We start from the raw sequence: 25,101 nt of genomic DNA, 5'->3' as shown, positions 1-25,101 counted from the left end.
TAAAAGTCATAAAGCTTTTCATGATTATATTTTAAGTCAACAGCCTTTTAGCTTTGTTTAATAAGCATATGAACAATATGAAAATTAAATTGAGCGTTTTAGATCAATCTCCTGTACGTAAAGGCGTAAATGCCCGGAGGGCGATTGAAGAAACCACTATCCTTGCACAAGAAACTGAACGGTTGGGTTATCATCGTTTTTGGGTTTCCGAACACCATAACAGCACTAGCTTAGCTGGTTCTACTCCCGAAATTTTAATTGCCCATTTGGCCAACCATACTAAAACTTTAAGAATTGGTTCAGGAGGCATTATGCTGCCGAACCACAGTGCATTAAAAGTTGCAGAAAGTTTCCGTTTGTTGGAAGTAATGCATCCCAACCGGATTGATTTGGGAATGGGCAGGGCACCTGGTACCGACCGCATTACGGCCTCAATGCTTAATCCATCAAATAATTGGAGCGAACAGGATTTTGTAGAGCAACTGCGAGAATTGCAACATTATTTACACGATACATCAGACGGTGGCATTCAGGCCAGGATAAAAGCCATACCAATTTCAGAAACTGTCCCTACACAATGGCTGCTGAGCAGTAGCGGCCAAAGCGCATTGTTTTCTGCACATTTTGGAATGGGTTTCTCTTTTGCGCATTTTATCAATCCAAATGGCGGGCCTCAGGCTGTTCAATATTATCGTGAGCACTTTAAGCCCTCAGTTGATCTTGCCCAGCCTGTAGAAAATATGGCACTTCATGTTTTTTGTTCAGATGATGAAGAAAAGGTAAAACAACAGGAAGCCTTAATGGGTTACCGGTTTTTGCAGCTTGAAAAAGGTAAAGGATTGCCTGCAGTTGGCTGGGATGATATTAAAGCGGTAAGTTATAATGCGGCAGAGCAGGAGCGCATTAATGCCAATAAGCAGCGGATGATTTACGGTACACCCGAAGTAATTAAAGAGCGGCTTACTCAACTGGCAGTTGAATATGATGTGAACGAACTGATGGCTGTTACCATTACCGAACATTTTGAGGATAGGGTAAAATCATATGAGCTATTGGCAGATTTATTTCAGTAAAAACGCATTAGTGCCTAGGCTTTTGTTTTAACCAACCAAAAAGAGAAGATTATGTGGTCTGTGGAGACACAGACCACGGAGATCTTTATTGCTATAATTTACTTCCCGGAATAACGCATTAGTGCCTAGGCTTTTTTTTTAATAAACCATATTTAATAATCAAAGAATGTGAAATTTTGTGGTCTGTGGAGACACAGACCACGGAGATCTTTATTGCTATAATCTACTTTCTGGAATAATACGTTAATACCCTGGCTTTTGTTTGAACAAACCATATTTAATAATCAAAGAAAGTGGAACTTTGTGGTCTGTGGAGACACAGACCAAGGTGATTCCCTAAATAACCCTTTAATGCCAAGTTCTGTGTTTCCACCGATGATTATTAAAGGAGTTAAAAATTAAAAAATGTTTGTCTGCCGCCAACTTTCTGACCAAAGTTTTGAATGTTATAGGTAAGGGTTAGCATGCCGTATCTACCAAGATTATTACTTTGTGTATCGATAACACTATTTCCGGTAATCTGAATATTTCTGCGTACATTACTCTGCAAGATGTCATTCACAGAGAATTTCAATTGTGCCCTGTCGTTTTTCATAAACAGATAAGTAAGTGCAGCATTCCAGTATTTAATGTTGTTGTTATATCCGGCAACTTTTTGGCCATTTATTGTTAATGAATAACTGGTTTCGAATACCAGTTTTTTGGGGTAACGGATAATCAGCTCTGAAGTACTTTGATGCGTATTGTAGCTTACGTTGGTGTAATAAGGATCATCGTATCTGCTCCGGTTAAGGCTTATTGAGTACGACTGGTTAATTTCCACCTTATCATTCAGGTTCAGCCTAACACTTCCGTTAGGGCCTACATAAAATACATTGGCATCGCTTTCTATATTGTTCACTATAACAGGGCTGTGGTCATAATTGGCCCAAAAACCTAAACCTACTTTGATACTGGTTTTATCCTTTTTAAAATCTTTTGAAATATTGGCTCCACCACTAAAATTATAAATACCATTTTTATTGATCGGATTAACTGTTTGCACACCATCTTTTATGTTAACTGAATTAACAATGCCGTTTTTTGTAAAATTGCCATAGCCGTATAAATTGTAGTTAATCATGCTTTTAGGGTCGTATTTATACATATTCATGCTTAAACCCTGATTACGGGCAGGTAACAAATTCGGATTTCCGTTTCTGATGTAAAATGCGTTTGTATTATCGGCAACTGGTTGAAGATAGCTTACATTTGGCTCGGTAAAACGTGCAGAATAGTTAAAACGGAATATTTTATATTTCAGCTGAAATGTTGGCCACATAAAATTATAACGCTGATTAATGTCTGCACTATTGCTAAAACGGTTATTTAATGAAATGTAATTGTGAACAAGCCCTGGCTGTAGATAAAGATCTTTAGTTACTTTGTATCCTAAACTGATGTTTGTATTGGTTTTAAAACCAGCTTGTTTAACTGTTTGCGTTAAATTTGGAATTACAATATCGTAAAGTTGGTTGGCAGGATTCCGGTAAAAAGTACTTAGTGCGTTTTCGCTATTGATGAGGTTTCCGCTTACATCTGCTTTAAAGTTCAGTTTTTTGGTAATCGGTTCAGTATAATTACCATAAAAATACCCTCTGAAATTATCGATAGTGTTGTTTCTTAACTGATCAATCTCTGAAGTAGAAGGGGTGAGGTAAAAAACGCTATTGCTTTTATTGTAATTGATAATCGGATTTGGTGTTGCAGAAATATCAGTTCCCAGGTTAAAAGATCTGCCTGCTTTTTTAAAATCCTTACTAAAATCGGCCCTCAATTGATATTTATTGTTCCCGGTATTAAGGTCGTTCAGGTTTGCAAGGGCATTGATTACCTGGTTATTCGCATTATTGTTGCGGGTATAAACCGTGCTTACCGAATTATTGGAACTAAGCACAATTGCCGGTTCAATTGTTAGTTGAGTTAGAGAGTCAATTTGCCAGTCAAGTTTTCCTCCAATATTATGCTTAAGGATAAGAGCAGTGGTATTTTCGTTAGCGTTTGTAATCAACCGATCTGTGCCTAGCGTTTGGTTGGTGTTGGTTAACTTTTCTAACAGGTTATCAGAACGGCCGAAGAAATATTGTGTATTGATTTTGATTCCCTTTTTGGTTAAAGTATTAAAATTAAAACCACCACCTGACGAAGTTTGAACGCCATTGTAGCTACCTCCGAAATTAATGCCATTAAATTCAAAATACCCACCAGAGGTCATCATCATTGAATTAACACCGCTTCTACCAAACCCACCGATGCGTTGTACATCATTTGGATTAAATCCTGGCTGATTGATGTTGTTTGCGTAAGCCAGAATACTTACCTGCGTCGTATCCCTAAAAAAATTCATTAATCCACCGGCCTGATAAAGATCTTTTAATCCGCCACCTGCATATAATTTGCCAAAAGCCCCTTTTTTAATGGCTTTTTTTAATTTTAAGTTAATTATTTGCGGTATTTCAGCTGCTGTTAAGTCCGGATCGCGCCTTTTAGCTTGTTTATCGTCTACCACCTGTACCTTATCAATAATATTTGCCGGAAGGTTTTTGGTTGCAATTTGCTGGTCTCCGCCAAAAAACTCCTTTCCATCTACCAAAATTTTGCTAACAGCCTTACCATTAACCTGGATAGAACCGTCGGCTGCAATGGCAACACCCGGAAGTTTTTTCAGTAAATCTTCTACCACTGCAGAGGGTAGGGTTTTAAACGATTCGGCATTAAACTCAATCGTATCTTTACGAACAATAACGGGTGGCCTTTCTCCCGAAATAACCACTTCATTTAAATCATTGGCCTTGGTAGAAAGATAAAGCGTACCCAGGTTTAATGCAGGGTTAGTGGCAGTAAGTTCTACTTCTTTTCGGTAGGTGCCGTATTGCCAGGCAGTTACCACCAAACGGTATTTAATGCCGATGGTTAAGCCATTTATTTTAAAAATGCCCTTATCATCCGATAGTTTGTAGGTACTCAGTAAACTATCACCAGCCTTATAAACAGAAACAGTAGCATAATTTAAGGTAGTTTTGTGATTGGCACTATCCGCTAAAATTCCGGTAATGCTTCCGTTTTTTTGTGCAAACAGGTTCGAAATAAGTAAGGTTAAGGCGAATGAAAGTATGAGTTTCTTCATGTATGTTTTTTTAGATGAATAGCCTAAAGTATTGGCTATTTTTTTCAGGGATAAATAAATGTGATGAACGCTATAAAAAATGTGATGGATGATGAATAAAGCAATTTATCAGTAGACGCACAAAGGACTTAAATGTTGCATCAACTGAAAATATAACTAAATCTTTAGGTAAAAGTAGTACAGTTGAATGCTTTTTGCAAATACGCACAAAAAAATTACAATAAAAAAGAGACGCTATCATAATTATAGATTTGTTGTCCCTGGGTTTTATGATGGGCTGAAGTACCTGTTACGGTGTTTCGGCAGCACAACTTGATATGACCTCTGGAGAAAATCCTTTTATGATAGCGTCTCTTAATACGATTTAGTAAGTTTAGTGGAGATCGTTATAATTCACAATTTTAACTTCAGGGTTTTTTGCTAAAATTTCTTCCATCCATTTTCGGTGCGATGCGCCCACTCCAACAACTACCCTTTTTGCATTTTTGGCTTTGGCCTGTTCGATGATGTTTTTGCACATGCCTTCATTTCTTAACGTCCATTGTGCTATCATGTCTTTTACTTCTTCAGTAGGGAAACCCGCATAACCATAAAAGTTACGGCCTCCATAAAAATTCCAGGCTTCATCCAAATCACCGTATTTTTCGGAGTTCATGCCAGCATAGGGATCGGCATTGAAAACCTTTGATTCATCATCGCTGTAAGCCCAATATTTTTCTATGGCTTTAACTGTAGCTGCTTCTGGCGATGTAGTGTCGGCTTTCGCTTTGCCAATTAAAATTTTGTATAACGAATCTGTTTTGCCCCAGGCCTCATTCCATGGTTTATCATACGTCTGGCAATCCATATTGTAAATCCGATCTTGTTTTAGCTGGTAAATAAGTGGAAAGTAGATTTTACTGTATTCACTTCCTGCTCTGTAAAATCCTTTTTTCTTTAATGAATCGGTATTGCCGAACATCTTTGCGTATTCTGCCTGCTCTTCTTTGCCGAAACTAGGTTTCATGTAATTTTCGAGTACAAAAATTTGGTAATCAGCATTTCCTCTGTCCCAGTTTTTGGTATAATTAACCGCTAAGTTCATCCTGGTTTTATGGTAGTAGGCGAATGAGGAGAGGGCTTTTTGACCTTTTTTAATCTGTGCATCAAGATTTTTTGGAGATTCGGGATTTAATTTTTCTAAATAATTATGTCCTTTTCTAAATGATTTTTTTGCCCAATGGCTTTCTTCCAATTTAGCGTAATCGCCACTTGGCAGGTATTCGCCAAAAACCATATCCGGTTTAAAATTTTTAAGTTTATCAATTATGGCCTGAAAATTTTGTGTTGATTTAGAATTGTCGTGGGAAGAGCCAACAATTACAATTTCGATCTGGTTTTGAGCATTGGATTTAACTGCAACAGCAATTAACAATAAAAATGCAAGGCTAAGTTTTTGTATAGTTCTCATGGTTGTTTCGTTTTTGTTGATTCAAAGATGAGCATACGCGCTTTGCTGCTAAATTTATTTATCCCAACGGTTTAAAATATTATCCCAATCAGAAAAAAATCGATTTCAATGGTTGGGTATTCGAAATTATGGGTTTGCATAACGGTTTCAAGCTTTCGTCCTGCAAAAGAAGCTATTCCATTAGTTTTTGGTTAAAACCAACGATTAATTTAAAAAGATTTTTATAAGCTGTAAGCGGCAAAGTTTCTGGTTTATCGAATACATCGTGGTAGGCCGGCGGACCGCCCTGTGTGTAAATGAAGAATGCCGGAACACCTTTTTCGGTGAAGAAATAATGATCGCTGTTAGCTGCCTTACCTCTTGAATTTATTTTAGAAATATAATGGTTTTGATTATTTATAGCATTGAGTTGGCTAAACGCTTTTGGATAAACCGATGCATTAACAACTGTCATGCCCGCATCGCCGGTGCCCACTAAATCTAAATTAATGAGAAATTTAATTTTGCTTAATGGGACTAATGGATTTTCGACAAAATACCTTGATCCCAATAAACCTGCTTCTTCGGCAGCAAAACAAATAAAACCAATAGAATAGGGTTGCGGATGCACCGCGTAATATTTGGCAAGGCTTAATAAAGTTGCCACACCAGCAGCATTATCATTGGCACCAGGGAAATAAGTATTGGCACCCAATCCACCTAAATGGTCGTAATGGGCCGTAATAATTAGTAAAGAATCGGGAAATTTAGTTCCTTTAACAAAACCACAAACATTAGCTGCATCAAATTTGGGAAGAAATTTATTTTCGATTTCGACACTGATTTTTTTTGGCAGGGTTGTAAAATGTTTTTTGTTGACTTGAATAATTGTCGAAGTTCCTAATTCTGTAGCTACAGACCAGGTGAGTTTATCTTTTAATACAACTTGTAAATGCGGTGATGCTTGATAATTAAAGCTATCGATTTGAGTTAAGTTTGCGGTTTGCTTAATGCCCGGACTTTCATTGTTTACAATAAAATCTTTACCAGGAATAAGTTTTTGGCCGTTAATGGCTAAGCTCATTTTTGCTGGAAAGGTATTAACCGGGAAATTAAAATGTTGGTTATATGTAGTTCCCATTGGCAATAAGCCAATTTTACTGTATGCTGCGGTAAGGTAATCTGCGGCTTTTTTCATTCCATCTTTTGTGTAACCTCTGCCCCAAAATTGTTTTGAAGTGAGTGTGTTAATTACATTTCTGGTGTAGGTAGAATCTTGTGCAGAACAGTTAATTGTCAGAAATAAAAAGAAGATGAAGCCACATTTTTTCATCCCGAAATTTAATAAAATAAATTAGTTGTCAAACCTCGTAGGTTTTTGAAAGCTACGAGGTTTTGCATAAAAAATGGTTGATGCTAACAGCCTCAACCGTTAATCATCAACCATCAATATAATGAATTATTTTTACTTTACCAGGTATGGCTGTAAAGCAGTTTTAATTTTCTCTTTGTTTTGGCTTACCGTCCATTTTTCTTTAATAGATTGATCTCCCAAACTAAAAAGTGTTTCGTAAAGTAATTTGCCATTGGCCATTGTTTGAACTTTAAATGTGTTTTTCGAACCGATAATATCAGCCCACACCCCACGAACATCAGCCCAATAGGCATGCTGGTTAGCCCACCATTTTTGTGCATAGGCGAAAGTTTTAGGGTCTATTTTTGTAAATTCTTCATATCCTTTTTCAATTGCCAGTAATCTATCTCCATTGGCAGCACGTATAATTTTTTTATTGTCTTGCTCAAACATCCATCCGTTTTTGGTAATGGTAATCCGGCTGCCCCTGTTGAGTACGTTATAATCTTTACGTACTGTAGATTCTCTTCTTGGCAGGGGCGAATCTGTTTCGCTCGACCATGAATCATGTCCGCCAACATGGCTCCAGGTTCCATAACCCTGGTAGCGTGGACTATCATCTACCTGGTAAACTTTTTGCGTCCATTTGCCTTTTACATCAGCCGGGGTTAAGTTCCCTTTTTTCCAAGCATTGCCCTCGGTATAAAGCATAATATCGGTATCCTCATAGGTCCAATCCTGGCGCCAGTGCTTAATTACCGTCGTATCATTAATGGCCAGCATGTGCTGGATAACAATGCGTTTAGGTTCGTCTACAATAATTTCTGCCCATTCGTTGCCATGACTTTCATAAGGTTTGCTGAATTTGTAATTTGGATCAGGAGAGGTAACTTCTCCATAATTAAAGTTTACTTCATAAAAACCAGCTAAAGATTTTATTGCTTTTCTATCTTTTTCAAATTTTTCTTCCAGGCTTTCTACTTTGGTTTGAGCGGTTGCATTAAAGGTGAATAAACCTATTAATACAACAATGAAATTTACAATTTTCATATTATTCAGTTGGTTTTTAAGTATTACGCTGTTGCGTATTTTTTTTTCTTTTTTCCTTTGCCCCACCAGATGATAAATCCGGTAACCGGCAAGCTTGCTGCAATTAAACTGGCAAAAAATGCCATTATTTTTCCGGGTAAGCCCAAAATGGCCCCTACATGGATGTCGTAATTCATTCCAATTACTGTTTCACCTCCATTTTTTTCAGATTGATTGGTTCTATGCAATAATTTACCAGAATACTGATCAAACTGAAGCACGTCATAATTCCAATAGGTTTCTTCACCACGGTAACCTGAAGCATAAATGGTTGCGGTGCCTCCGCTAGCAGGCGACATGCCAATACGGTCTTCATTTTTAAAAATTTCTTTTGCCTTATCGAAAGCAACATCAAAGGGAATGGATTTGATACTTTTTGTGGAGTCGGATTTAACCTCTACCACTTTTGGTGGTGTAACGCTCCCTGAAGCCACCACGTAAACAGTATTCTGGAACCATTGAAATGACCATACCATGCCTGTTAAGGCCAGCATAAGGCAGATTAGCATTACATAAAAGCCAAGTACATTGTGCATGTCGTAATTAATGCGTTTAAATTTTGCTTTCCATTTTACCTTAAAACTTTTATCGAAATTTGATTTTTTAAGGTTTTTAGGCCACCACATTACCATACCTGAAATAAGTAGGAATACAAATATGAAGGTAGACCATCCAATTACCTGCTGCCCAATGGGATGATTGATCAGCAAACTCCAATGGATCATTTTTACTACGGCAAAAAACTCATATTTATGGTCGGCAACAAGGGTTACTTTACCTGTGTACGGATTTACCAATACCAGATCATAATAATCAATAGAATCGAAATACCAGAAAGCTTTAGGATTGCCCGCTTTGTAGGTGCCGAATTCCCAAGCCCTTTCCGGCGATTTATAGGCAGAAATAAAACTGATTTTCTTATTGTTTCCCAAAGCTTTTTCGGCATTTGCCTGTAGTAAACTTAATGGTAAGGTTTTCGCATCGGCAGGTACCTCAACAAAATATGCTTTGCGATGAATCAGCTCTGTAATTTCTTTCTGAAAAACATAAATGCATCCGGTAATACCCAACATCAACACAATTAAACCAGATGCAATACCCAGCCACAGGTGCAGCCAGTCGCTTATCCGCCTTAAACGCGATTTCTTGTTTTTAGATTGATTTGGAGTTTTTGTTATTGCCATTAGCAAGCTGTGGAATGTAAAACCAACTGAATTTTATGATCAGTTGGTTTTGCCTATTGTAAAAATTATAACTACTTAACTTCAGTAGTATAGGTTACTAAATGCCAAACTTTATCATAGTCTTTCCCATTTAATTTCCCTGGTTTTTTCTCTTCAGTAAATGCCTCAAAGAAGTAATTTCCTTTTTGCTCGGGTTTAAAAGTAAACTTTCCATCAGCATCTGTTTCGGTAGGTTGTGCTTTACGGTCAGTATTAACAACAGTCAATTTTTGTTTTGCAAAAGGAGTTTTGTTATAAATAACCTGATGAACTGATGTTTCACCTACTTTTAAAGTATGTTTATCAGGCCTGATGGTTAATGCCGCTGTTGAGGGATAAAGCGTATTTATTTTTGCATTTCCTACTGCTACATCGGCAAAAGCATAATATTCTATTTTGGCTTTTTCATAAATATCAGCTACCTCATGTACAACAGATAGTTTATAAGAACCATCCTGATCAGGAGTAAAACTAGCTTTAAAAAAACGAACATCAGGTGAGCTTGTTAATACGGTAGTGGTTCCATTTGGAGCTGTTAAAACCAAGCTGAATGCTTTTAGGTTACTGAACCATTTGGCTGCAGAATCGGGTTCGTTGCTTTCGTATTCGCCAAAAAAAACTTTTACTTCCTGTGCTTGTCCTTTTTTGCCAGTTGATGCGGTTTCTATCCATAAAGCATGTGCAAATGCGCTCGAGATGCCAAACGCTAAAAAGAAGAATAATAATGAGATTTTCGTTTTCATGTTTTCCGTTTTAGGGGTTAAATCATGGGAAACTGATCTGATCCAGTTTCCCATGGTGGATTTTAATTAAAATTTGTAGGCTATACTTACTCTGTAATTTCTTGGTGCTTCAGCTTGCCAAGAGTAAACTGCCTGATCGTAGTTGGGTGCGTTCCAATAATTGGTATAATAAGCACCGCTATATAAATACTTATCTAAAACGTTAAATACATTAGCAGTTACCTTTATTTTTTTGTTGGCCCAAAATAAACCACCGTCTAATTTAAAGTAGTCAGGCAGATTTTCATTGGCGTTTTCTCCGCTATATGTGCCAACCGCTCTGCCTGCCAGGTAGGTAAATCCTCCAGAAATACCCGCACCTTTAAGCAGGCCGTTTTGCAATGAATAGGTTAGCCATGCATTGGTGGTATGTTTGGAGAAACCCGGTACAACCTGGCCTACAAAAACACCTGATACCCCATCTGCAACTTTGGTTACTTTACCATCTGTGTAAGCGTAATTTGCAATCAGGTTTAAGCCTTTGGCTAATTCTCCACGCAAATCAAACTCTACCCCCTGGGCTCTTTTTTCGCCGATAACGATGCTAAAGGTTTCTCCTGCTTTATTAAGCGGATCTCCCGTAATTTCGTTCTGTTTTGTAATTCTGTATACAGATAAGGTGGTGTTCCAGCGGCCATCAAACCAATCTTTCTTTATCCCAAATTCTTTGTTGTTTCCGGTAATTGGTTTTGCGGTAGAGCCATCGCGGAAAAAGCCGGTTTGAGGCGTGAAAGCTTCATCATAAACCGCATAAACCGAGGTGTTTTTATCTACAGATACACTTAGGCCAACCCTTGGGGTTACATGCTTGGCTTTATCTGCCGGGCTTCCATATGCCGATTGGTTAACGTAAGTATAACGGCCGGCCAGGGTTAAGCGGACGATATTATTAAAAAATCCTAATTCATCCTGCACATAACCACTCAGGTATTTTTGATCCATCAGGCCTCCTGCCGCAATTGCCCTTTGTAATAAAGGTGTGCTGCGGTCGAAGTTTGGATAACCGTTTGAAGGGAAGCCATAATTAGGGTTATAAACATCAAATGGAGCACTGGCAAGGTCTAAATCATGTGATTGACCCCAATCTGCAAGGTAACTTTTCTTGCCACCATCAAACCCGGCTAAAATACGGTGCACAATGCCACCGGTTTTAACAGTTCCGTTAACAAATAACTGGGCCAATTTCATTGTACTTTCGGCATCCCAAATTCCAACGTTTCGGATAAGTGTTCCATTTGCATTAACCACTGATGGCCATGAGCTTGATCCGTTTTGTAAATATTTGTAGTAAGCGGCCTGCGCAGTAAGTTTCCAGTTTTGGCCCAGCTGTTGTGTCAAGTTTAACGTAACACTATGGTCATTAATCCTTGTTGGTTGTACACCAGGTTGAGTTAAAGTAAAATTTCGTGGTAAACTTGCATAACCAGCCGCGTTAAAAATATAATAAGAACCAACTTCGGTCATTTTTGCATTCTGCAAAGTATATTCTGCTGTTAATTTGGTGCTCGGTGTAATTTGATAGCTTAATACGGGAGCAAAACTGTAACGGTCGTTTTTTTCGAACGGTCTGAATGATCCCTTATTTTGTGCTGCGGCGTTTAACCTGAATAAAAATTTACCATCTGCTGTTAGCTTATGGTCAAAATCAATTGCTGTGCGGTAAAGGTCGAAGCTACCAGCTGTAAAAGAAACCTCACCCTGGTTTAAACCTGTAGGTTTTTTGGTAACCACATTATACATTCCGCTCGGATCGCCGTTGCCCAACATAAAGCCCGCTGGTCCTTTTACAAATTCAATATGATCAACAAAACTCATGTCTTCAGTAAGCGGCCCCCAGTAAGAAGAAACAACATTAAATCCATTGCGCATGGCCTGAATTTGCGATCCACGCATTAAAACATTTGTGTATAAATCTCCCCAGTGTTCAAGGCGCACTGCACCGCTTACATTTCTGATCAAACCATCGCTCATGCTAATAATTTGTTGATCTTTAATGATCTGGTTACTTACAATCTGAATGTTTTGGGGAGCTTCCAATAGCGGTTCATTTAACCTAAGCGTAGCAGAAGGTAAGCTTACTTTATACTTTTTGTTTATTCCGGCAACGGTAACCTCTTCCAAAACCTGATCGTTTTCTTTGAGTATAAAATCAACCGTCTTAGTTTCGCCAGCAACGATTGTAATGCTTTTTTCAGATGCATCAATACCAACCGCAGTAGCTTTGATGGTATAAGTGCCTGGCTTTATTCGGTTTATGGTATAGTTACCGCTTTCATCAGATGTTGTGCCTAAACCTTTGCCTTTTAACCCGATGGAGATAAATGCAGCGGGTTTTCCATTAGAGGTGCTAACCTTACCCTTAATTGTTCCGGATTGCTGGGCAAATGAAAATAGACTGAAAAGAGTGAGTAAGAACGTTAAGCTAATGGGTTTAATTTTATTCATTTTTGATTGTATTGTTGGTTTTAACTAAAATTTGTAAGTAACACTACCAGTGAAGGTTCTTAACCTAATATTCACTGTGGAACAGCTAATGCGATTTTTGACATGTCCGTATTTATTTGGATTAATTCTAAACAGCTGCAAAATAACGGTAGAAAATCGTATTATCCAAATTATTTTGATTTATTCTAAATAACAGGATTTTGATTGTTATTTGCGTTTAAATGACAAAGCGTGTATTTTCTTATCGGGCGATCACTTTAACGTTTTAGTAGTGTGATTTCAACTATTTTCTGCTTTTGCTCAATTGATAAGTTTTAGCTGATTTTAACTAGTTTTTTCGTTAACAAAATATGATGGATTTTGGAAGAAAAATAGCGTTTAAATGGGGTTATGGCGCATTATAGATTGTAAATGTCATTTTTTATGAAATTAAATATTGTTCTGCGCAATTTTATTAGGTTAAAATATGGTGTCTGTTAGTTAAAAAAGAGGTAAGGGCTACGTAAAATTACTGATACTTTTACTTTGTAATCAAACGTAACTAACTAATCATCAATGGAAAAAAATTCTACAAGACACCCCTATGTGAAATTTTTAGCGGCCACATTTTTTTATTTATTAATTCCCTGGCTCGCTTTTGCACAGAAAACAATAAAAGGAACTGTTTTAGATCAAAATGATAAACCTATCCCGGGTGTAACGATCTTGGAAAAAGGGACAAAAAACGGTACATCAACCAATGCTGATGGAAAGTTTAGCTTAATGGTACAAAGCGACAAGGCAGTTTTAGTGGCCAGGATAGTCGGTTTTGTTACTGTTGAAAAAACAGTTACGGCGAGTGGTACCATAAACTTTTCTCTGCAGGATGACAATAAAACGCTGGATGAGGTAGTGCTTATTGGTTATCAGAAAATAACCAGGAAAAAATCTACGGCCTCTATTTCCAGTATTTCGGGAAAAGAACTGGCTAATTTACCGGCAGCTAGTTTCGATCAATTGCTACAGGGCAGGCTTTCTGGTGTTAATGTTCAAAACTTTACCGGTCAGCCAGGTGTAGCGCCTACAGTATCAGTACGTGGTAATTCTACAGCTAGTACCAGTTATGATCAGTTTAATACAATTAGATCTCCTTTATATGTGGTTGATGGTGTTCCTCAATCTTCAGATGATTTTGTGCCGCCAAATACCGGAACAGGAACAAATTATTTAGCTGGAATTAACCCGAACGATATCGAATCTATCGATGTTTTAAAGGATGCTTCAGCCGCCGCTATTTATGGTTCTAGAGCTGCAAATGGTGTAATTTTAATCACCACTAAAAAAGGAGTGAGTGGCGATACTAAAGTTAATTTAAGCAGCTATTTTGGTTTTGTTCAACGACCCAACTTACGAGAGGCAACTATCGGCAGTACGGAACGCAGGCAAAAAATGGAAGTTTTACAGCGTCAGCTTAATTATGACCAGAGAAGACAGCTCCCATACCTCCTTACGGATAGTTTAAACCCGGCTTTCAATGGCAATACTGATTGGCAGGATCTTTTTTATCAGGTAGGTAGAATTAATGATAACAATATAAGTTTAAGCGGGGGTTCGGAAAATGGGATGACGTATCGTTTTAGCGGTGGTTATTATAACGAAGAAGGGGTTGTAAAAGGAACAGGTTTTAAGCGCTACAGCAGTAGAATTAACTTAACTTCAAAAGCATTGAATAAAAAGTTGACCATTAATCCACAATTTGCTTATTCTAGAGCTGACCGAGCCCGTGGTAACGAAGATCCAAATGATCCTTCCAAGCCAACCAAAATCGGGTCTGGAAATTTACCCTCATCACTGATCAATCTTTCGCCTGAAAAACTCGACTTTTTTGTGAGCCCAAACAGCGAAAACCTGGATAAAAACATCAGTAACCAGTTTAGTTTTAACCTGAACTTATCTTACGAATTTAACAAAAACTTTACCCTAAATTCTCAATCATCTTACAAAGCTGATAATACCCGTAGGGATGCCAGTCTAAGTAGTTTGTTAAACAATGGTTTTGGCAATAGTGCAACCAGTTTTTCATCAACTAGAGTTGGCTTAAGAACATCCAACTATTTAAACTATAATGGCAAAATTGGTAAGCATTCGATAAGCGCGGTAGTGGGGCAGGATATTGAATACGATCAATATCAAAATACCCAGGCCAGCGGTTCTGGTGGCGCATCAGATAATATACAAGTTGTAACCGGCTTTCAGCAGGCCAATATTTTCGCCAACTCGCAATACCGCGCACATGGGCTAATTGCTTATTATGGCCGTTTTAATTACGATTATGCAGATAAGTATTTGTTATCCGGAACACTCAGAACTGATGGATCATCTGGCTTTGGTGAAAACAATAAATATGGTGTTTTTCCTTCTATATCAGTAGGATGGATATTATCGGAAGAGAATTTCATGAAAAACATCACCAATAATCCTTTTACTTTAGTAAAAATCAGGGGAAGTTATGGTGCTACAGGCAATGAAGATCTAAATAATGCATACGTTCAGTACAACAACTATCTTGTAAATAATGGCGGGTTTTCTGGTAACGGTGGCTCCACCTCATACAATGGCGTTACTGCTATTACGCCCAACTTTAGGAATGGCGTAGCCCAGAAAGATTTAAGCTGGGAAAAATCTACCCAATGGAATATTGGTACCGATTTAGAATTTCAAAATGGTAAATATGCTTTAACCTTTGATGTATACAATAAAGAGGTAAAGGATAAATTATTTAACGTAGACTTACCGGCTACATCTGGTTATGATGTTGCCTATACCAATGCTTTTTCGGTACGTAATTCTGGTATGGAGTTAACCTTCAATGCAACCCCAATCAGCAAGGTAATTAAATGGAATACTTCATTTAATATTTCTTACAACAAAAACCAGATCATGAGTTTGCCTAATGGCGGGCGGGATATTATTTTGAGCGGAGATAGATTTGATAAAACACATATTTTATCAGTGGGAAGCCCAATTAATGCATTTTATTTGTATCAAACAAAAGGTGTGTTCTCACGTACCGGAAATATTCCGCAAAACCCCTTTACCGGTGAGCGTTACCGCAATAGCAATGGAACTTTCAACGAAGGAGATTTTTATCTGGCTGATTTAGATGGCGATTACTTTGTTGATATTTTCAATGATGGTATTAATCCTGATAAAATGCCAATTGGCGATCCAAATCCACGCTTTACCGGCGGTTGGACCAACAACTTTAGCTATAAAAATTTCTCGCTTGGTATTTTTGCAACCTTTACATTAAAAAGAGATGTATTAAACTTATTTGATTCTGATCGTTTTGCTAATTCACAAGATGGCAATGCTGTAGCAAATTTTGCAAGTTTTTCTACCCCTGATTTAGATAAGATAAATATTTGGCGCAATCCTGGCGATAACGCCGAATACGCTAAATACGATTTAGGAACCTACAGATACTATTATACCGGAGCTCAAACGTTTTTCCTTGAAAAGGGTGGTTACTTGAGGATTAAGAGTATCAATATCGGTTATGATATAAATCCAAGAACATTGAAAAAATGGGGTTTAAGCCAGTTTAAAATATTTGCGATTATGGATAATGTACACATCTTCCAACAATCGAAAAAACTCCCAGATGCAGAAGGTGTAAACGGATATGGTGAATATAATGGAAATGGATATCCAATTCCTAAAAAATACACGCTAGGTCTTCAAGTTCAATTTTAATACCATTAACATGAAAAATATACTTACAAAATTCAGCATATTAATTACTATACTTATTATAGTAACTACCAGTGCATGTAAAAAACTGCTTTACGAAGAGCCCAAAGATGCACCATACGAGCAAACGTTTTGGAAAACCTCTAAAGATGTAAGAAGTGCTGTAGCAGGTAATTATGCATTGTTACGTAATGCTATAACCGATAAAAACAACCGATATTACATGTATGGCGATGCGATAGCTAAGAACTATTTTACCATACAGTATACAGGTGACGGGCTTGAAGGGATTCAAGGAGGTGATTTTACCTTTCAATATAACTTAAATTCTTTAGCCAATTACACGCTTTACTATAAAAGCATTGCCATGTCTAACACGATTTTATCAAAGGTAGGCGCAATGACCAATTCTGAGTTATCTGCAGAAGATGATCCAACCGAATTTAGAAATAATACGTTAGGTCAGGCTTATTTTTTAAGGGCTTTGAGTTATTTTATGATGGTGAGGGTTTGGGGCGATGTACCAGTGGTTACCGAAGCTTATGAAGATCCACTAAATGCACCTCAACTTCCTAGAAGACCAAAAGCTGAAGTTATGAAGCTGATTGAGGACGATTGCCATAAAGCGATTAATTTATTAAGCTGGACCTATGCGAACAGCGGGGATGCAAAGGTTACAGCCAATAGAGGATCTACCTATGCACTTTTAGCCCATTTGTATTTGTGGAGAGCAACGATGTCTAACATTACAACAGATGCACCAAACTTAGTTGATGTAAATAGTGCTGATACCACAATCAATACATTAATCAGCAAAGGAGGCTATGCTTTAACAGATACTGCAAATTATAAAAACACTTTTATTGGTCGTACTACAGAGGGTATTTTTGAAATTAATGTAAGCGAAAACACATTGGAAGGTTCAAACAGCTCTGTTGGAGGTTCCTTCCTAAACGAATCTTATGTTAAAGGCTATGGAAATAACCCAAGGTATTACGTGGTACCAAGTTACTTTAATAATTTTTATACTGATACCGATATCCGGTATAAGAAAGGGTTTGATGTTACCTTGCCTGAAAAGCCAGTGTGTATTAAATACAGCAACGTAATTTACAGAAATCCGGGCCAGAAATTAAATCCTTACTTAAGCAACAACATCATCATCTTCAGATTGGGCGATATGCGGTTGCTAAAAGCCGAAATTGCACTTTATAAAGGAGATGCTGCTACCGCTACAGCAATTATCAATACTTTTAGAAGACGAAACGATCCTAATCCTGTATTGGTAGAGAATGGCTTATCTGTAAGTGATGTTATGGATGAATACATTACAGAACGCTCAAGAGAAATGTTCCTCGAAGGCCACCTTTTTTATGATTTGTTGCGTACCAGGAGGTATTCAAATGTGGTAGACTGGCTGCCAGTTGAAAGATTTAGGAAAGAAGGCTTTTACTGGCCTGTTGATCCTGCTTTGTTTAGAAACAATCCATTATTGAAACAGACCACATATTGGTTGGGTAAAGTATAAATAAGTTGATCCTTAGATTAAAAAACATGAAAAATAATATTTTAATATATATAGCGATTGTTTTGCTGGCCTTATCGGCATGTAAAAAAGACGACTATAAGCGAGATGGAGGCCCAAGTAATGCCAACGTTGATATGACCACTTATGATTACTTAAAATCCAACAGGAATTTTGATTCGTTGGTTAAAGTGATTGATAGAGCCGGTTTAAAAGATGTTGTAAATGGAGATGTAACCTTTTTTGCAACCACAAATTATGGTATTGCTGATTATGTGAAAGCAAAAAAGTATCAGAAAAGTCTTGAGATCAAAAAAGAAAACTTTGATTTTGGAATTAAGGATATTCCAGCACAGGAGTTGAGCGATTCGTTAAAAACCTACCTATTTGCAGGCAAAATCAACAGAGATCAAATTACATTGGCAGGTAAGCTGTACAATAGTTTGCTGGGTTCTGTGCCAAATGTTCAATATTTGATAAAATTTAGGCGGTCTTTCGAATACACTCAGTACTTAAATTACGTAGATTATGTTACTTATACCAAAGTAATAGGTACAAGAGATGATAAAGAGCCGGATTTAAATGCCATACCAGATAATCAGAGAGATAAAGCTGAAGATGTGCAAACCTCCGGAATAATTACAAAAACTGGAATAGTTCATGTTTTAAACGGTAATCACAGGTTGTTTTTCAACGGACAACCATTAGGAAATTAACCATAAACTTTAATTAAGATGAAAGTTAAATATATTTTAGGTGTACTGTTTGTATTAAGCATGTACGCCTGCACAAAAATTGAGAAGGGTTTTCAGAGTAATGGTATCCGTTATAAAGATAACAATATCTTTGCAAAGAGGGGGTTAATCCTTTTCCAGTCAGACAGAATCAATGCAGATGGTTCTACGCCTCCTTATACATTTAAATTGCTAAATTTAAGAAAAGAGGATGGCTCGCCCGCACCTGCAGAATTTTCTAAGGAATATGAAATTTTGGTATTTAAAGAAGGTACCAGTTTCGATCCGGAAAAGGATGTAACAGTTGAACTTTTAAATAAAAAACGCGAATTGGTAAAAAGATTGCCAATGTATTTCAACGAAAATAGCGGACAATTAACGTTTAACAGGGCATCAACTAACATTCCGTTAGGTAAATATATTTTTGATGTGGAAATGACCAATGTTACCGGCACAAAGCTTTTTCCTAAACTGGCTACAATTAATGTGGTAGATCCTGAATTAGATGACTTATTTACCATTACAGATAACGTAGCAAATGCATTTAACGATATCAGTGGAGCTGCCACGCCAATGAAAAATCCTATTATTACCTGTACTAAAATTTCAAATCAAGGAGCAAGAGCGATTTTGAAAATGGTTGATAAAAATGGAAAAGTATTTAATCCAAAAGCTGGAGAGATTATTCAAAGGGGCGATAGGCCAATTTTTGAAAACTATGCAAAGTTTAATCCGGTAATCAAAACTGATACTGCGATGATTTGCGACTTTGAAGTAGCGCCGTTCCCGCTTACAAAATATGTTACACCAACTACCGATTGGGGCTTTTTGATGTACTATAGAATTCCTAGTCAGTTTGTAACTGTTGATAATTTTCCTGCATCTCTTGGTACTTTTTCTGTAAACCCTAGATGGTCTTGGCAATTGAAACTAGAAGGAACGTATGTAATTCAAGTAAAATTTCCTGATGTTACCAAAAAATAAAATAGGCCTCATCTTAACCGCCTGTTACTGAATTATAAATATAAAAAGGGCAATTTTCATATCGAAAATTGCCCTTTTTTAATATTTATACAATTCTGATTATTTAATCAATATCGCTTGGAGGCTTAATGCCCGCTCTGTGTCATTTGCTGGTGTTACCAAACCACCACAGATCACATCATAATGATATCCTGCTATAAAAGTTGTGCTTGCAGAGGTAGCTTTAACTGTTCCTGTTGAAGTTTCCTTTGCATCAAAAGTGTAGGTTCCTGCATCCACGGCAATAAATCCGCTTGCATTTTTAAAAGCTTTATTGGTAATTAATGTGGTAGTGGCACTAGTTTTTGCTAAATCAAGAGCAGGTGCATCTGGCGATAAATTGATAAAACGGATGTATGCTTTATCCGTTGCCGGCAGCGATAGGTCATCACCAATGGTGTAAACATCCAATGCGCCAGGTTTATTGATCAGATAAGATGAATTGTAAGTGCTTGCACTTAGTGCCAGTGTTTTGGTTAATATACTTTCAGAACTGCTGGCAGTGGTAAATTTTAAACTATAAGCACCTGCAGCATATGAGGTATAGGATGCAGAACCGCCAAATGGCAAAGCTGCCGTACTAACTAAGTTTCCATTAAAATAGGCATTATATGTTGCCAAAGATGGAGAAGTATTAATTACCCTGATATAAGCTATTGTAGGATCGGCGGTTTCTGTTTTTTTACAAGAAGTTAATGCAATTAGTGCGGCTATAAAAAGGAAAGTAAGTGGTTTGAAATGAAATGGAGTAAAATTCTTCATGTTTTTAAATTTGATTTATTTTTTATGGAACATCAATAAAACGATACCTAAGTAGCATTCGCTACAGGCATACAAATATTAGGTTTAAACGGCATAGCAGGATGTTAAATGATGTTAAGCAGATGTTAAAGTTTAATCAATTTATTTAACAATGATAATTTTAATAGCTAAAAAGGTCTGGCTATTTAATAGAAGTGAAACTTATTACATTCCTTAAAGCATCATTATAGGCCAATAAAGTCAGATTAGTTTAATAAAACCAAAAGCTTAACATAAAAAAATCACGATATTATTGTGTAACTCGATTTTTATTTAAACCTTTGCACCTCAATAGAGTTAAAGCCGTTTTAATACGCAAGAAATGATTAAACAAATTTTACATAAACTTTCAATTTCCTCAACACAAATGGTGTCTGGGAAAGGTTTGTTTATTAATCATTTTCAACCCGTATTTTATTTTCCCACAAGCCGGCAAAATTTCACTCCACGTATTTAGTACCCACACTAAACGTAACGAGGAATTGATCCTCTCTAAAAACCCAATTAACAAGAATACTTATAATTTTTCGTTAGAAAACGAATGGATATTAACGAATTTATAGTGCAGGTCGCACTTCCTGAACATCGTGTATTTGCAGAAGAAATAGTTACCGAGATGGCAGAATCTGCAAAAGCTCGTGGAACAGGAATTGCCAGGCGTTCGCCAGAATACATTTCCAATAAAATGCAAGAAGGCAAATCGGTTATTGCTTTCCACAAAGATGGTTCATGGGCAGGATTTTGCTATATAGAAACCTGGAGCCATGGTCAGTTTGTGGCCAATAGTGGTTTAGTGGTAAGTCCTAAATACCGTAAAGCAGGATTAGCGAAAGCCATTAAAAATGAGATTTTCGGCTTATCCAGAAGGTTATATCCAAAGGCAAAAATATTTGGTTTAACAACCGGTTTGGCGGTAATGAAAATCAATTCTGATTTGGGGTACGAACCTGTAACCTACAGCGAACTTACCCAGGATGAAGAATTTTGGAAAGGCTGCCAGAGCTGCGTCAACTTTGAAATTCTAAAGATGAAAGAACGTAAAAACTGTATGTGCACCGCCATGCTTTACGATCCTGCTGAAAAGAAACATGAAGTGGCCAAACAATTTGCCGAAGAACTGCAAAAGAAACCCAAATTATATGAGCGTTTTATGCGCATCAAGCAACGTTTAGTTGTTAAACCTAAGCCCAAAACAGGCTTAAAAGCCCTTTTATTTTTATTTACCTTTTTATTTAATAAATAGCATGAAAAAAGTTGTTTTAGCATTTAGCGGAGGCTTAGATACCTCATTTTGTTGTATTTACCTGGCACAGGATCGCGGATTGGAAGTTCACTCAGTAATTGTAAACACTGGTGGTTTCTCTGACGAAGAGTTGCAGGAAATTGAGAAAAGAGCATATGCTTTGGGCGTAAAATCGCATGCTGTTGTTGATGAAAAAGAAAGTTATTATGAGGGTTGCATTAAATACCTGGTTTTTGGTAACGTATTAAAAAATGCTACTTACCCATTATCTGTTAGTGCAGAGCGTGTAAGTCAGGCCACTGCTATTGCCAATTATGTAAAAAAAATCGGTGCTGATTATGTAGCACATGGAAGTACAGGAGCTGGTAACGATCAGGTTCGTTTTGATATGATTTTTAACATTTTAATTCCGGAAGTTGAAATCATAACCCCAATAAGAGATTTAAAATTATCCCGCGAAGCAGAAATTGAATATTTAGCCCAGCATGGTGTAGAATACAGTGCTGAAAAAGCAAGATATTCGATTAACAAAGGTTTATGGGGAACTTCGGTAGGAGGAAAAGAAACTTTAACCTCAAATGAAACTTTACCAGAAAGTGCATGGCCAACCCAGGTGTCGGAAACAGAATCGCGTAAAGTTGAATTAACATTCGAAAAAGGCGAATTGGTTGCCATTGATGGCGAAACACTAGCACCTGTTCGTGCAATCCAAAAGTTACAGGCCATTGCCCAGCCATTCGGTATTGGCAGAGATATCCACGTTGGTGATACCATTATCGGTATTAAAGGCCGTGTAGGTTTTGAGGCTGCGGGTCCGATTATCATTATCAAAGCACACCATACTTTAGAAAAACACACCTTAACCAAATGGCAGCTAAGCTGGAAAGAGCAACTGTCATCTTTTTATGGTAACTGGCTGCATGAAGGTCAGTTTCACGATCCGATTATGCGGAATATCGAGGCATTTTTGGCGGATACACAAAAATTTGTGAGCGGTAAAGTGTTTGTAGAATTGTTGCCGTACCGTTTCCAGATTATCGGAATTGAATCTAACCATGATTTAATGAGCAATAAATTTGGTAGCTACGGTGAAATGAACAATGCCTGGAGCGGAGAAGATGTGAAAGGTTTCTCTAAAATATTTGGTAACCAGGTGATGATCTGGCACAAGGTAAATAGTGAAGAAGCATAGGCTTTATATAAAAAGGATGATGGAAAAGGCAACATAGAAACTTGCCTTTTTCTGATACTTGATCAATAAAAATGAGTGAAATTCTTTCAAAATATAATTGTTTAAGCCACTATAAATGGGGAGATAACTGTGATGGATGGAATTTTATAAGCAAGCCAGAGGTAGCAATTAAACAAGAGTTAATGCCAGCCCAAACCGCTGAAAAATTACATTTTCATACTTATGCGGAGCAGTTTTTCTTCATATTGAAAGGAGAGGCCACATTTTTAATTGAAAGCGAGATTTTTACCGTTGAAGCCAATACAGGTTTACAGATTAAAGCTGGAGATAAGCATAAAATCATGAACAATGGCGTTGATGATTTGGAATTTGTACTTTTTTCATATCCATCAACTCAAAATGACAGAACCGATTGTGAATAATATAATGATTAACCAGATTGGACCGGAAGAAGCACATTTAGTGGCTGGCCTGTTTAACCAATATCGTATTTTCTATAGTCAGTTTTCGGATATCGGAATGGCTAAGGCTTTCTTAGATGAAAGATTGCAAAATAATGAATCCATCGTTTTTGCTGCCATTGATCGCAATACTCAAAAAACAGTAGGTTTTACGCAGTTGTATGCTAAATATTCGTCGGTCAAATTGAGTAAAAACTGGATTTTGAACGATTTGTATGTTGATACAGCTTACCGAAAGCAAGGAATAGGCGAAAAATTGATTAAAAAAGCCATGGATTTTGCTAAAACCAATGGATCTACATTTGTACAATTGGAAACCGCTATTGATAATCACATTGCCCAGCATTTATACGAAAGTATAGGTTTTGTAAAACAGGGAAATGACGAAGAATTTTTTCTTTATAAAATAGCATTAAACTCATAGAGATGAATAAAATTAAAGCAGGAATAATCGGTGGTGCAGGTTATACAGGAGGCGAAATGTTACGCATTCTGGTTAATCACCCAAATGTTGAAATTGCTTTTGTAAACAGTACAAGCAACGCCGGAAACCTGATTTCTGATGTACACACCGATTTGATAGGCGATACAGATTTAAAATTTGTAAGCGATATTCCACAAGATATTGATGTACTTTTTCTTTGTGTTGGTCATGGCGACGCGAAAAAGTTCTTAGCTGCTAACCCAATCAATGAGAATATTAAAATTATCGATTTATCTCAGGATTTCAGGTTACATGAAAAATCGACATTCGAAAACCGCGAATTTGTTTACGGATTGCCAGAATTGAACCGTGATAAAATTAAAACGGCCAAAAATATTGCCAATCCAGGCTGTTTTGCTACTTGTATCCAATTGGGTCTGTTGCCATTGGCCGCAAAGGGTTTGATCCAGAAAGAAGTTCACATTAACGCCACAACAGGTTCAACCGGTGCCGGACAAGGTTTGTCCACCACCTCACACTTCAGCTGGCGAAACAATAATCTTTCCATCTATAAAGCATTTGAACATCAGCACCTGAATGAAATTAGTGAAAGTTTATTGCAATTGCAGCCCTCACTTTCTGAAGCACTAAATTTTATCCCTCAACGTGGTGCATTTACCAGGGGAATTTTAGCTGTCATGTATTTAGAAAGCGATTTAAGTTTGGAAGAAGCGCAAAAGATCTTCGAAGAATATTATAGCAATCATCCTTTCACACATGCAAGCAGGAACAATATCGATTTAAAACAGGTTGTAAATACCAATAAAGCACTTGTTCATGTAGAAAAACATGGCGGTAAATTATTTATCATCAGCATTATCGATAACCTACTTAAAGGTGCCAGCGGACAAGCTGTTCAGAACATGAATTTAATGTTTGGCCTGGATGAAACAGCCGGACTTAGGTTAAAAGCAGCGAATTTTTAATTACGGTAGAGGGTGTAAGGTTTAAGGCGTAAGGTAAAAGCATGAGAGATTATAAAAAACTTGACGTTTGGAAAAAAGCACATGAGCTAAATATGTTCATCAAAAAGAATATTGCAACTCAATTTCCAAAAGAAGAGCGATTTGAATTAACCTCACAACTTACCAGAGCTTCTTTATCAATTCCCTTGAACATAGTTGAAGGATGTGGAAGATTTACTGATAAGGATTTTGCACATTTTCTTGATAATGCTTTAGGTTCTGCAAACGAGATAGATTATTGCTGTTTATGTGCTTCTGAATTAAAGTATATAAGCGAAGATGATTATTTAAAAGTAAACAATTCAATTAACGAAGTTAGGGCAATGCTAATTTCATTTTTAAAATTTTTGAGAAGTGGAGTGAAAAAACCTTAAACCCTA

19 protein-coding genes are annotated in these 25,101 nt (G+C 37.1%); 11 read left to right on the top strand and 8 right to left on the bottom strand.

Annotation, left to right across the window (positions count from 1 at the left end):
* Nucleotides 1-77 precede the first annotated feature (77 nt).
* Nucleotides 78-1,073, top strand: coding sequence for an LLM class flavin-dependent oxidoreductase (locus ACZZZW_RS25300; RefSeq protein WP_463497595.1), 996 nt, complete (start codon nucleotides 78-80; stop codon nucleotides 1,071-1,073).
* Nucleotides 1,074-1,464: 391 nt separating this feature from the next.
* On the opposite strand, the gene ACZZZW_RS25295 is transcribed toward ACZZZW_RS25300, so the two are convergent.
* The 7 genes from ACZZZW_RS25295 to ACZZZW_RS25265 form a co-directional block, all read right to left on the bottom strand.
* Entirely contained in the window at nucleotides 1,465-4,239 is a 2,775-nt protein-coding gene (locus ACZZZW_RS25295; RefSeq protein WP_463497592.1) for an outer membrane beta-barrel protein, read from the bottom strand.
* 373 nt (nucleotides 4,240-4,612) lie between these two features.
* Nucleotides 4,613-5,689, bottom strand: a complete 1,077-nt coding sequence (locus ACZZZW_RS25290; RefSeq protein WP_463497589.1) for a DUF5694 domain-containing protein — start codon at nucleotides 5,687-5,689, stop codon at nucleotides 4,613-4,615.
* A 172-nt stretch (nucleotides 5,690-5,861) separates the two neighbouring features.
* Nucleotides 5,862-7,001, bottom strand: a complete 1,140-nt coding sequence (locus ACZZZW_RS25285) for a M28 family metallopeptidase (RefSeq protein ID WP_463497587.1) — start codon at nucleotides 6,999-7,001, stop codon at nucleotides 5,862-5,864.
* Nucleotides 7,002-7,133: 132 nt separating this feature from the next.
* Complete coding sequence (locus tag ACZZZW_RS25280; RefSeq protein WP_463497583.1) at nucleotides 7,134-8,072, bottom strand: DUF6607 family protein; 939 nt, start codon at nucleotides 8,070-8,072, stop codon at nucleotides 7,134-7,136.
* Between the two features lie 23 nt (nucleotides 8,073-8,095).
* Nucleotides 8,096-9,295 carry a PepSY-associated TM helix domain-containing protein gene (locus tag ACZZZW_RS25275; protein WP_463497580.1) on the bottom strand — a complete coding sequence of 400 codons (1,200 nt, stop codon included), beginning with the start codon at nucleotides 9,293-9,295 and terminating at the stop codon, nucleotides 8,096-8,098.
* Between the two features lie 71 nt (nucleotides 9,296-9,366).
* Nucleotides 9,367-10,077: a DUF4198 domain-containing protein gene (locus ACZZZW_RS25270; protein WP_463497578.1), complete on the bottom strand. Its 711-nt coding sequence runs from the start codon at nucleotides 10,075-10,077 to the stop codon at nucleotides 9,367-9,369.
* 66 nt (nucleotides 10,078-10,143) lie between these two features.
* A complete protein-coding gene (locus tag ACZZZW_RS25265; protein ID WP_463497575.1) occupies nucleotides 10,144-12,561 on the bottom strand; it encodes a TonB-dependent siderophore receptor in 2,418 nt (805 codons plus the stop codon).
* 555 nt (nucleotides 12,562-13,116) lie between these two features.
* On the opposite strand from ACZZZW_RS25265, the gene ACZZZW_RS25260 reads away from it, so the two are divergent.
* From ACZZZW_RS25260 to ACZZZW_RS25245, 4 genes are read left to right on the top strand one after another with little or no spacing between them, the layout of a single operon-like run.
* On the top strand, nucleotides 13,117-16,296 hold the full coding sequence (locus tag ACZZZW_RS25260; protein ID WP_463497572.1) for a SusC/RagA family TonB-linked outer membrane protein: 3,180 nt from the start codon (nucleotides 13,117-13,119) through the stop codon (nucleotides 16,294-16,296).
* Between the two features lie 10 nt (nucleotides 16,297-16,306).
* Nucleotides 16,307-17,821, top strand: a complete 1,515-nt coding sequence (locus ACZZZW_RS25255; protein ID WP_463497569.1) for a RagB/SusD family nutrient uptake outer membrane protein — start codon at nucleotides 16,307-16,309, stop codon at nucleotides 17,819-17,821.
* A 26-nt stretch (nucleotides 17,822-17,847) separates the two neighbouring features.
* The gene (locus ACZZZW_RS25250; RefSeq protein ID WP_055913132.1) at nucleotides 17,848-18,534 is read left to right on the top strand and encodes a hypothetical protein; all 687 of its coding nucleotides are present in this window, start codon (nucleotides 17,848-17,850) and stop codon (nucleotides 18,532-18,534) included.
* 18 nt (nucleotides 18,535-18,552) lie between these two features.
* On the top strand, nucleotides 18,553-19,536 hold the full coding sequence (locus tag ACZZZW_RS25245) for a DUF5007 domain-containing protein (protein WP_463497566.1): 984 nt from the start codon (nucleotides 18,553-18,555) through the stop codon (nucleotides 19,534-19,536).
* A 99-nt stretch (nucleotides 19,537-19,635) separates the two neighbouring features.
* On the opposite strand, the gene ACZZZW_RS25240 is transcribed toward ACZZZW_RS25245, so the two are convergent.
* Nucleotides 19,636-20,337: a DUF4397 domain-containing protein gene (locus ACZZZW_RS25240; RefSeq protein ID WP_055913126.1), complete on the bottom strand. Its 702-nt coding sequence runs from the start codon at nucleotides 20,335-20,337 to the stop codon at nucleotides 19,636-19,638.
* A 580-nt stretch (nucleotides 20,338-20,917) separates the two neighbouring features.
* Here ACZZZW_RS25240 and ACZZZW_RS25235 point away from each other — a divergent pair.
* From ACZZZW_RS25235 to ACZZZW_RS25210, 6 genes are all read left to right on the top strand, one after another.
* Entirely contained in the window at nucleotides 20,918-21,619 is a 702-nt protein-coding gene (locus ACZZZW_RS25235; RefSeq protein ID WP_055913123.1) for an N-acetyltransferase, read from the top strand.
* A gap of 1 nt (nucleotide 21,620) precedes the next feature.
* Nucleotides 21,621-22,811, top strand: a complete 1,191-nt coding sequence (argG, locus tag ACZZZW_RS25230; protein WP_463497562.1) for an argininosuccinate synthase — start codon at nucleotides 21,621-21,623, stop codon at nucleotides 22,809-22,811.
* 71 nt (nucleotides 22,812-22,882) lie between these two features.
* Complete coding sequence (locus tag ACZZZW_RS25225; RefSeq protein WP_463497559.1) at nucleotides 22,883-23,233, top strand: cupin domain-containing protein; 351 nt, start codon at nucleotides 22,883-22,885, stop codon at nucleotides 23,231-23,233.
* A 4-nt stretch (nucleotides 23,234-23,237) separates the two neighbouring features.
* Nucleotides 23,238-23,696, top strand: a complete 459-nt coding sequence (locus ACZZZW_RS25220; RefSeq protein ID WP_463497556.1) for a GNAT family N-acetyltransferase — start codon at nucleotides 23,238-23,240, stop codon at nucleotides 23,694-23,696.
* Between the two features lie 2 nt (nucleotides 23,697-23,698).
* The gene (gene argC / locus ACZZZW_RS25215) at nucleotides 23,699-24,682 is read left to right on the top strand and encodes an N-acetyl-gamma-glutamyl-phosphate reductase (RefSeq protein ID WP_055913114.1); all 984 of its coding nucleotides are present in this window, start codon (nucleotides 23,699-23,701) and stop codon (nucleotides 24,680-24,682) included.
* Nucleotides 24,683-24,723: 41 nt separating this feature from the next.
* Nucleotides 24,724-25,095: a four helix bundle protein gene (locus ACZZZW_RS25210; protein WP_055913111.1), complete on the top strand. Its 372-nt coding sequence runs from the start codon at nucleotides 24,724-24,726 to the stop codon at nucleotides 25,093-25,095.
* Nucleotides 25,096-25,101: the final 6 nt, after the last annotated feature.

It is taken from the genome of Pedobacter sp. AC379, from assembly GCF_979258145.1.
Note: the sequence above shows the minus strand (reverse complement) of the source record. Positions and strands in the feature narration are given on the sequence as shown.

What these genes read in the sequence shown, in the direction of transcription:
- ACZZZW_RS25285 (WP_463497587.1), bottom strand. Translation starts at nt 7,001, where the DNA reads ATGAAAAAATGTGGCTTCATCTTCTTTTTATTTCTGACAATTAACTGT.
- argC (WP_055913114.1), top strand. Translation starts at nt 23,699, where the DNA reads ATGAATAAAATTAAAGCAGGAATAATCGGTGGTGCAGGTTATACAGGA.
- ACZZZW_RS25275 (WP_463497580.1), bottom strand. Translation starts at nt 9,295, where the DNA reads ATGGCAATAACAAAAACTCCAAATCAATCTAAAAACAAGAAATCGCGT.
- ACZZZW_RS25270 (WP_463497578.1), bottom strand. Translation starts at nt 10,077, where the DNA reads ATGAAAACGAAAATCTCATTATTATTCTTCTTTTTAGCGTTTGGCATC.
- ACZZZW_RS25255 (WP_463497569.1), top strand. Translation starts at nt 16,307, where the DNA reads ATGAAAAATATACTTACAAAATTCAGCATATTAATTACTATACTTATT.
- ACZZZW_RS25225 (WP_463497559.1), top strand. Translation starts at nt 22,883, where the DNA reads ATGAGTGAAATTCTTTCAAAATATAATTGTTTAAGCCACTATAAATGG.
- ACZZZW_RS25235 (WP_055913123.1), top strand. Translation starts at nt 20,918, where the DNA reads ATGGATATTAACGAATTTATAGTGCAGGTCGCACTTCCTGAACATCGT.
- ACZZZW_RS25300 (WP_463497595.1), top strand. Translation starts at nt 78, where the DNA reads ATGAAAATTAAATTGAGCGTTTTAGATCAATCTCCTGTACGTAAAGGC.
- ACZZZW_RS25220 (WP_463497556.1), top strand. Translation starts at nt 23,238, where the DNA reads ATGATTAACCAGATTGGACCGGAAGAAGCACATTTAGTGGCTGGCCTG.
- ACZZZW_RS25210 (WP_055913111.1), top strand. Translation starts at nt 24,724, where the DNA reads ATGAGAGATTATAAAAAACTTGACGTTTGGAAAAAAGCACATGAGCTA.
- ACZZZW_RS25295 (WP_463497592.1), bottom strand. Translation starts at nt 4,239, where the DNA reads ATGAAGAAACTCATACTTTCATTCGCCTTAACCTTACTTATTTCGAAC.
- ACZZZW_RS25250 (WP_055913132.1), top strand. Translation starts at nt 17,848, where the DNA reads ATGAAAAATAATATTTTAATATATATAGCGATTGTTTTGCTGGCCTTA.
- argG (WP_463497562.1), top strand. Translation starts at nt 21,621, where the DNA reads ATGAAAAAAGTTGTTTTAGCATTTAGCGGAGGCTTAGATACCTCATTT.
- ACZZZW_RS25240 (WP_055913126.1), bottom strand. Translation starts at nt 20,337, where the DNA reads ATGAAGAATTTTACTCCATTTCATTTCAAACCACTTACTTTCCTTTTT.
- ACZZZW_RS25260 (WP_463497572.1), top strand. Translation starts at nt 13,117, where the DNA reads ATGGAAAAAAATTCTACAAGACACCCCTATGTGAAATTTTTAGCGGCC.
- ACZZZW_RS25280 (WP_463497583.1), bottom strand. Translation starts at nt 8,072, where the DNA reads ATGAAAATTGTAAATTTCATTGTTGTATTAATAGGTTTATTCACCTTT.
- ACZZZW_RS25265 (WP_463497575.1), bottom strand. Translation starts at nt 12,561, where the DNA reads ATGAATAAAATTAAACCCATTAGCTTAACGTTCTTACTCACTCTTTTC.
- ACZZZW_RS25290 (WP_463497589.1), bottom strand. Translation starts at nt 5,689, where the DNA reads ATGAGAACTATACAAAAACTTAGCCTTGCATTTTTATTGTTAATTGCT.
- ACZZZW_RS25245 (WP_463497566.1), top strand. Translation starts at nt 18,553, where the DNA reads ATGAAAGTTAAATATATTTTAGGTGTACTGTTTGTATTAAGCATGTAC.